Below are 8,016 nucleotides of genomic sequence, written 5' to 3' on the forward strand. Positions count from 1 at the left end.
GCGGGACGCAAGGCCGGGTTCAGGAATCCGATCCGGTTCCAGGGGCAGTACTTTGACGACGAGACGGGGCTGCACTACAACCGGTATCGATACTACGATCCCGTGGGTGGGCGATTTATATCCAATGATCCGATTGGATTGCTTGGCGGGATCCACCTTCAGCAATATGCTCCAAATCCCACTGAATGGATTGACCCGCTTGGATTAAATCGTACAAGCGGCGCAGGCCGAAAACGGGAGTCATCAAAGCCCAATCAAAACCCCAAATGCTCCGAATGCAGAAGACCGTGGGAAGTAAATCGCTACGACAGACTTTGCGATGGTCATGTCCCCGGTGTTGGCAGAGTGAAATATTTCCATGATCCCAAAACCAGGCAGTGGTGGTCGCCGGATCAAACAGGACATGGTGGAAGTGCCTGGAAAGTTTACAACAGTGATGGTTCTTGGAGAGCTGATGCGGACCGGTATGGCGACTTTATGAGCAAACATAAGAGTGAAACCGGAAAGAACGTTGACCTCAAAAATATGAAGTGCAAGGATGTTCAATGATTGAGTCTGCAGAAGAATTCGCAAGACTGAGATTAAGCTCTATAAAAGAAGAATATGACCGCGCCGCTCACGAAGAGGCACCAGTTGAGGTTTGGATTGATGTAATAGAAAATTACCCCGAACTCAGGCAATGGGTTGCACACAATAAAACCATTCCTCTTGAAATACTCGAATACTTGGTCAAAAATCATCCCGAAGTAAATTCATTTGTGGCAGACAAAAGAAAGTTATCTCCGGAGTTGTTTGACATATTGTCTAGAGATGAAAATTATCTTGTTCGCGAAAGAATTGCAATTAATGCAAAAACCCCCATCCACATACTAGAGAGGCTTTCAAAGGATTTTGCAGAAGATGTAGCACAAGCAGCACGCTACAATTTAAAAAATAAAAAATAGTTTCGAATTTAAATCTGAATGTAATACTACGGCGCGCTCTGGTCAAAACAATGTCACGTTCGGCGTGGAACGAACGGCTGGCGAAGGGGGCCGCAGTACGGGAAGATGTCCCGTCACCGCGTCACGCGTCACGGTTCGAGGGAATATTTTCAGCGCGATTTACACAGCTTGCCCTCAATTATGAATTCATTAAACCTCAATTATCTACGCGGTCTCTATGATTTCTTAATTGGCAAAAATGACGAGGAGCTAGAGGAATTTGATATAAATTCCATCGCCAACCAGAAGAAGCTTTTTGAAGAGATGAGACGCAGTTTTTTGACTTTTGGTCCAACCTCAAAAAAGAATATCATCAGCGGACTAAATTATATTTTGGTGAATTTTTCCGATGATGATCTATGGAGAAGCGCCATCCCCCACGATCTTCCTCTTAATCGCGTGGCAGACAGGCAAAGTTATTTGAAGGGAATTCTCTTTGCATTAACGGACGCCTCTCCAACATTGGTAAATTTGGATGATTTTAATTTGATTGACGAAATCGGGCCGCGCGGTTTGGATTATTCGAAATAGTCTGGGCACCGTGCCCCTCTTCGACTGGGACGGCGACACGCTGGCCTTCGAGAGCACGCAGAGCACCGAGGGTCAGCAGGAACAGGCATGGCGCGACGACCGCGTGCACTACCTCCACGCGCCCCGACCCCAAGGAGAGAAGGGTAGAGCGCGCGACGGCACCGCCCATGCGCTGCAGATAATCGAAACATGATCGCGCTCGACTGCTACTACAGCCTCTCCTCCCCCTGGGCCTACCTCGGCGGCCCGCAACTGCAGGACATCGTGCGCCGCCACCACGTGCGGCTCACGCTCAAGCCGTACGACTTCCAGGCCGTGGTGCCTCAGACCGGCGGCATCCCGCTGAAGACCCGGCCGGAGCCGCGCCGCACGTACCACGCGCTCGAGCTGGCGCGCTGGAGCGACTACCTCGGCATGCCGCTGAACCTGGCGCCCGCGCACTATCCCAAGGGCGCGCCGAGCGACCCGAACTGGAACAAGTACCCTGGCTGGATGGTGATTGCCGCGCAGCTGCAGGGGCTCGACGCGCAGCCGCTGTCGCACGCGCTGCTGCGCGCGCTGTGGGCCGAGGAGCGCGACACCTCGCAGGCGGAAGTGCGCATCGCGGTGGCCGACGAGAGCGGCTACGACGGCGCCTCGCTGCAGGCGCTGGAGCAGGCGGCCGAAACGCTGGCAGCCTATCGTGCCAACAGCGCGGCGGCAGTGGAGGCGGGGGTGTTCGGCGCACCGACCTTCATCCTGAACGGCGAGCGCTTCTGGGGGCAGGACCGGCTGGCGTTTCTCGATCGGGCATTGGACAGACTGCGCCAAGCCAGCGGCGGATAATCCAAGGATGCGAATCCGCTTTACCAAGATGCAGGGAGCCGGCAACGATTTCGTCGTGCTGGACGAAACGCGCGGCACGCTGGGCCTCAGCGCCGCGCAGTACCGCTTCCTGGCCGACCGCCACTTCGGCGTCGGCGCCGACCAGATCCTCACCGTGCGGCCCTCGCCCGCGGAGGGCATCGATTTTCAATACGTCATTCACAACGCCGACGGCGGCGAGGTGGAGCAGTGCGGCAATGGCGCGCGCTGCTTCATGCGCTTCGTGAGCGAACACAAGCTGACCAAGAAGACCGAAGTGCGTGTGCAGACGCTGGCCGGCGTCATCGAGCCGCGCATGGGCGCGGACGGCCGCGTGACGGTCGACATGGGCGCCCCCGTCTTCGAGCCCGAACGCATTCCCTTCGACACCGCCGGGCTCGACCCGCAGCATGACGGTGCATGGCAGAAGTGGCATCTTGCGCTGGGTACGCGAGCAGGCAGTGCTATCGTTTCGGTAGCGGTGCTGTCGATGGGCAATCCGCACGCGGTGCAGGTGGTCGACAACGTCGACACAGCCCCGGTGGCCGAGCAGGGCCCGCAGATCGAGCACCACCCGCGCTTCCCGCAGCGGGTGAACGCGGGCTTCATGCAGGTGGTCGACCGCTCCAACATCAAGCTGCGGGTGTTCGAGCGCGGTGCCGGCGAAACGCTGGCCTGCGGCACGGGCGCCTGCGCGGCGGTGGTGGCGGGCATCCGCCTCGGCCTGCTGGACCGCCGGGTCGACGTGCAGACGCACGGCGGCATCCTCACGATCGAGTGGCAGGGAGAAGGCCAGCCGGTGCTGATGACCGGGCCGGCCACCACGGTCTTCGAAGGCGATATCGAGGTGCCTGAGCTGCCATGACCCACTTCACGAACAACAACGACGCCAAAAACGCCATGAATCCGATCACCGAAGACGACATCGCGAACTACCTGGCGAACACGCCCGATTTCTTCGAGCGCCATGCCCAGCTGCTGGCGCAGGTGCAGCTCACCAGCCCGCACGGCAACCGCGCCGTGAGCCTGCAGGAGCGCCAGGCCGAGATGCTGCGCGAGAAGATCAAGGCGCTGGAGCACCGCCTGATGGACATGGTGCGCCACGGCACCGAGAACGTGGTCATTGCCGACCGCCTGCAGCGCTGGACCAAGGGCCTGCTGACCACGCGCGATCCGCGCAGCCTGCCGTACAGCATCGCGGTCGACCTGCAGTCGCTGTTCCTGGTGCCGCAGACGGCCATCAAGGTGTGGGACTGCGGCAGCGAATACCTCAACGAGGCCTATGCCCAGTGGGTGAGCGACGACGTGAAGGCGCTGGCCACTTCGCTGACCTCGCCTTACTGCGGGCTCAATTCGGGCTTCGAGGCGGCCAACTGGCTGCCGGAGCCGCAGGCGGCGATGTCGATTGCGCTGATTCCGCTGCGCCCCGACGCCGAATCGCCCGCCTTCGGCCTGCTGGTGCTGGCGTCACCCGACGCGCAGCGCTTCAACGCCGAGATGGGCACCGACTTTCTCGAGCGTATCGCCGAGCTGGCATCGGGCGGGCTTTCGCGGCTGCGTCCTTGAAACGACCGCGCTGGTTGCGGCGGCCCTGGCAGGTCGCGCTGGCCGGCGCGCTGCTGGCCGTGGCGCTGGCGTACGCGGCCATCGGAGCGTTCATCTGGTCGCATGCCGAAGAGCTGCTGGCGCATCCGCCGCAGCGGCCGGCCGACGCGGCATTGGTGCTCGGCAGCCGCGCCTATCTCGACGGAAAGCCGCACCCGTGCCTCACCGGCCGGGTCGATACGGCATTGGCGATGGCGCATGCCGGCGTGGTCAGGCAGCTGGTTTTTTCAGGCGGCGTTGATTCGGAAGACGGCCGCACGGAGGCCATGGCGATGCAGGAGCATGCCGTGGAGGCGGGCTTTGCCGGGCCGATGTTGCTGGAGCCGGCGTCGACTTCCACGCGGCTGAATCTCTCGCTGTCGCGTCCGCTGCTGCTGGCGGCCGGCGTGCGCAGCGTGGTGATCGTGTCGGAGCCGTATCACCTGTGGCGGGTCGAGCGGCTCGTGAAGATGAGCGGCTTCGACCAGAGCTTCGACGTGCAGTACGCGGCGGCGCCCACGTCGTGCTGGCGTGCCCTGGGCCCGTTCTCCAAGGGCGCATTGCGCGAGCCGGCGGCCATCATCAACAATGCCGGCCATGGCTACCTCTTCTGAGCCGGTCGCATCCACTCCATCGGACTGGATCGAGAAATACCTGGAGCACGTGCGCGTCGAGCGCCGGCTCGCAGCGCGTACGGTCGAGCTCTACGCCTTTCACCTGCAGGCCCTGCGCGACCACGCAGCCGAGGCCAGGCTGCCGCTGGACCGCGTGCAGACCGCCCACGTCCGACGCTGGATGGCGCAGCTGCACAGCGCCGGGCGCGAGCCGCGCGGCATTGCGCTGGTGCTGTCGTGCTGGCGCAGCTTCTACCGCTGGCTGGGCCACGAAGGCCTGATCGGCTTCAACCCCGTGCAGGATGTGCATGCGCCGAAGGCCGGCAAGCCCTTGCCCAAGGCGCTGGGCGTGGACGACGCGGTGCGCCTCGCCGAGCTGTACGACCCCGAGGCCGACCCCTGGACCGAGGCGCGCGACGGCGCCATCGTCGAGGTGCTCTACGGCTGCGGCCTGCGCGTGAGCGAGCTCACGGGGCTCGACGCGCAGGCGAGCGGCACGGCGCGCGGCTGGCTCGATCTCGATGCGGGCGAAGCCAATGTGCTCGGCAAGGGCAGCAAGCGCCGCATCGTGCCGATGGGCAGCAAGGCGGCCGAGGCGGTGCGCGACTGGCTCGCCGTGCGCGCAGACTGCGCCGGACTGGCCACCGCCCGGCTGCGCGACCCGCAGGCCGCGGCCGCGCTCTTCATCAGCGCCAAGGGCCTGCGGATGTCGTCGCAGGCGGTGTGGAAGCTGCTGCGCGAGCGCAGCCTCAAGGCCGGCCTTGCAGCGCCGGTGCATCCGCACATGCTGCGCCATTCGTTTGCGAGCCACGTGCTGCAGTCGAGCAGCGACCTGCGCGCGGTGCAGGAGCTGCTGGGCCACGCCAACATCGCGACCACGCAGGTCTATACACGGCTGGATTTTCAGCACCTGGCCAAGGCCTACGACGCGGCACATCCGCGTGCCAAGGCCAGGCCCGAGAACGACAAGTAAGCAAGCAACGAACAATGAAAACCCTTCGCCTCAAACCCGGCAAAGAGCGCTCGATGCAGCGCCGCCATCCCTGGGTCTTCGAATCCGCCATCGCGCGCGGTGGCGCCGACTCCGGCGAGACGGTGCGCGTGGAGTCGCACGACGGCGCCTTCCTCGCCTGGGCGGCGTTCAGCCCCACGTCCAAGATCCGCGCGCGGGCCTGGAGCTTCGTCGAAACGCAGCGCATCGACGCCGCGTTCTTCGCCTCGGTGTGCGCCCGCGCCGTGACTGCCCGCGGCCTGTTCGATCTGCAGAGCGACGGTGTGCGGCTGGTGCACGGCGAGGCCGATGGCCTGCCGGGGCTGATCGTCGACCGCTACGGCGATACGCTGGTGGCGCAGTTTCTCTCGGCCGGCGTCGAGCGCTGGAAAGATGTTCTGGCCGACGCGCTGCTCAAGGCCACGGGCCTGACGAAGCTCTACGAACGCTCCGACGCCAGCGGCCGCGAGCGCGAAGGCCTGAAGCCGGTCACGGGCTGGCTGCGCGGGGAGGGCGCCACCGAAATCACGATCCGCGAGCATGGCTGGAAGCTGTCGCTCGACATCGCCACCGGCCACAAGACCGGCTTCTACCTCGACCAGCGCGACAGCCGCCAGCGCTTTGCCGAGCTGGCGCAGCACCGGCGCTTCAGGCGCGTGCTGAACTGCTTCTGCTACACGGGCGGGTTCACCGTCGCGGCGCTGGCGGGGCTGAAGGCCGCGGGCGCGCTCGAAGGCGCGGAGCTGGTGTCGGTCGATTCATCGCAACCCGCGCTCGAACGCGCACGCGGCCATCTCGTGCTCAACGGCTTCGAAGGCCAGGGCATCCAGGCGGAGTTTCTCGACGCCAACGTCAACACCGTGCTGCGGGAGTTCATCGACCAGGGGCGCACCTTCGACGCCATCGTGCTCGACCCGCCGAAGTTCGCGCCCACGGTGGCGCATGCCGAGCGCGCCGCGCGGGCCTACAAGGACATCAATCGCCTGGCGCTCAAGCTGCTGGAGCCGGGCGGCGTTCTGTTGACGTTCTCGTGCTCGGGCGGCATCAGCGCCGACCTGTTCCACAAGATCGTGGCCTCCGCGGGGCTCGATGCAGGCGTGGACGGCTATATCGCCGAGCGCCTGGGCGCAGCGCCAGACCATCCGATGACCATCGAATTCCCGGAAGGGGAGTACCTGAAGGGCCTTGTGATGGTCCGAAAGCCAGCCTGAAACCGGCTTGACCCTGCCACCAACGCAACTCAGTGGCATTGGCTAAACTGCCGGCCACGCCTTTTTCGCCCCCTTTTTCCTGTTTTCCGCTTCCGGAGCACTCCCTTCATGGCCCTCATTCCCGCGACCATCCTCACCGGCTTTCTCGGCTCGGGCAAGACCACGCTGCTCAAACGCATCCTGACCGAAGCCCACGGCCAGAAGATCGCGGTCATCGAGAACGAGTTCGGCGAAGAGAACATCGACAGCGACATCCTCGTGACCGAGTCGAAGGAGCAGATCGTGCAGATGAGCAACGGCTGCGTCTGCTGCACCATCCGCGAAGACCTGCGCGAGGCGCTGCAGCTGCTGGCCGCCAAGAAGCGCCAGGGCCTGCTGGATTTCGACCGCGTGGTGATCGAGACCACCGGCCTGGCCGATCCCGGCCCGGTGGCGCAGACCTTCTTCATGGACGACGAGATCGCCGAGAGCTACCTGCTCGACTCCATCCTCACGCTGGTCGATGCCAAGCATGCGCCGCAGCAGCTCAACGACCGCCAGGAAGCGCGCCGCCAGGTGGGCTTTGCCGACCAGATCTTCATCAGCAAGAGCGAGCTGGTGTCGGCCGAGGAGACCGATGCGCTCATTCATCGCCTGAAGCACATGAACCCGCGCGCGCCGCAGCAGAAGGCGCACTTCGGCGATGTGCCGCTGAAGGACATCTTCGACCTGCGCGGCTTCAACCTGAACGCCAAGCTGGACATCGACCCCGACTTCCTCAAGGAAGAAGACGATCACCACGATCATGACCACGCGCATGGCGAGGCATGCGACCACCCCTCGCACAAGCACGAAGGCGGCCACGGCCACCATCACCACACGGACGACGACGTCAAGAGCTTCGTCTACAAGGCCGACCGGCCGTTCGACCCGGCCAAACTCGAAGACTTCCTGGGTGCGATCGTCAACATCTACGGCCCGCGCATGCTGCGCTACAAAGGCGTGCTGAACATGAAGGGCACCGAGCGCAAGGTGATCTTCCAGGGCGTGCACCAGCTGATGGGCAGCGACCTGGGCCCCGAGTGGGGCAAGGACGAGGCCCGCCAGAGCCGCATGGTGTTCATCGGCATCGAGCTGCCGCGCGAGATCCTGGAACAGGGTCTAGAGCAGTGCCTGGTCTGAGGCCCTGACTTGCTCCTTCCCCCGCTGGGGGAAGGTTGGGATGGGGGCAGGCCTTCGATCGGGCTCTGCGCTTTTTTCGGAGGCCGTCGTGCCCCCAC

At 63.5% G+C, this 8,016-nt stretch carries 11 protein-coding genes; all 11 read left to right on the forward strand.

Annotated elements, in window-relative coordinates; genetic code table 11:
* The coding region (locus tag PMI12_RS28405) for an RHS repeat-associated core domain-containing protein (protein WP_157632282.1) at positions 1-549 on the forward strand (549 nt) is incomplete at its 5' end.
* Positions 546-944, forward strand: coding sequence for a hypothetical protein (locus PMI12_RS28410; protein WP_081502707.1), 399 nt, complete (start codon positions 546-548; stop codon positions 942-944). The genes PMI12_RS28405 and PMI12_RS28410, both read left to right, overlap by 4 nt.
* A 105-nt stretch (positions 945-1,049) precedes the next feature.
* Positions 1,050-1,514 carry a hypothetical protein gene (locus tag PMI12_RS28995; protein WP_157632283.1) on the forward strand — a complete coding sequence of 155 codons (465 nt, stop codon included), beginning with the start codon at positions 1,050-1,052 and terminating at the stop codon, positions 1,512-1,514.
* Positions 1,515-1,524: 10 nt separating this feature from the next.
* Positions 1,525-1,707 (forward strand): hypothetical protein, encoded by a 183-nt coding sequence (locus tag PMI12_RS25710; RefSeq protein WP_157632284.1) that lies wholly within the window; start codon positions 1,525-1,527, stop codon positions 1,705-1,707.
* Complete coding sequence (locus PMI12_RS25715) at positions 1,704-2,339, forward strand: 2-hydroxychromene-2-carboxylate isomerase (RefSeq protein WP_007838424.1); 636 nt, start codon at positions 1,704-1,706, stop codon at positions 2,337-2,339. Before PMI12_RS25710 ends, PMI12_RS25715 begins: the two co-directional genes overlap by 4 nt.
* A gap of 7 nt (positions 2,340-2,346) precedes the next feature.
* Positions 2,347-3,222, forward strand: coding sequence for a diaminopimelate epimerase (gene dapF, locus PMI12_RS25720; RefSeq protein WP_007838426.1), 876 nt, complete (start codon positions 2,347-2,349; stop codon positions 3,220-3,222).
* Entirely contained in the window at positions 3,219-3,923 is a 705-nt protein-coding gene (locus PMI12_RS25725) for a DUF484 family protein (RefSeq protein WP_007838428.1), read from the forward strand. The genes dapF and PMI12_RS25725 overlap by 4 nt, the downstream gene beginning before the upstream one ends.
* Entirely contained in the window at positions 3,920-4,555 is a 636-nt protein-coding gene (locus PMI12_RS25730) for a YdcF family protein (RefSeq protein ID WP_007838430.1), read from the forward strand. The genes PMI12_RS25725 and PMI12_RS25730 overlap by 4 nt, the downstream gene beginning before the upstream one ends.
* Complete coding sequence (locus PMI12_RS25735; RefSeq protein WP_007838432.1) at positions 4,539-5,528, forward strand: tyrosine recombinase XerC; 990 nt, start codon at positions 4,539-4,541, stop codon at positions 5,526-5,528. The genes PMI12_RS25730 and PMI12_RS25735 overlap by 17 nt, the downstream gene beginning before the upstream one ends.
* Positions 5,529-5,542: 14 nt before the next feature.
* Complete coding sequence (locus tag PMI12_RS25740; RefSeq protein ID WP_007838434.1) at positions 5,543-6,757, forward strand: class I SAM-dependent rRNA methyltransferase; 1,215 nt, start codon at positions 5,543-5,545, stop codon at positions 6,755-6,757.
* A gap of 108 nt (positions 6,758-6,865) precedes the next feature.
* Positions 6,866-7,918, forward strand: a complete 1,053-nt coding sequence (locus PMI12_RS25745; protein WP_007838435.1) for a CobW family GTP-binding protein — start codon at positions 6,866-6,868, stop codon at positions 7,916-7,918.
* Positions 7,919-8,016 lie beyond the last annotated feature (98 nt).

It is taken from the genome of Variovorax sp. CF313, assembly GCF_000282635.1.
Classification (GTDB): domain Bacteria; phylum Pseudomonadota; class Gammaproteobacteria; order Burkholderiales; family Burkholderiaceae_C; genus Variovorax.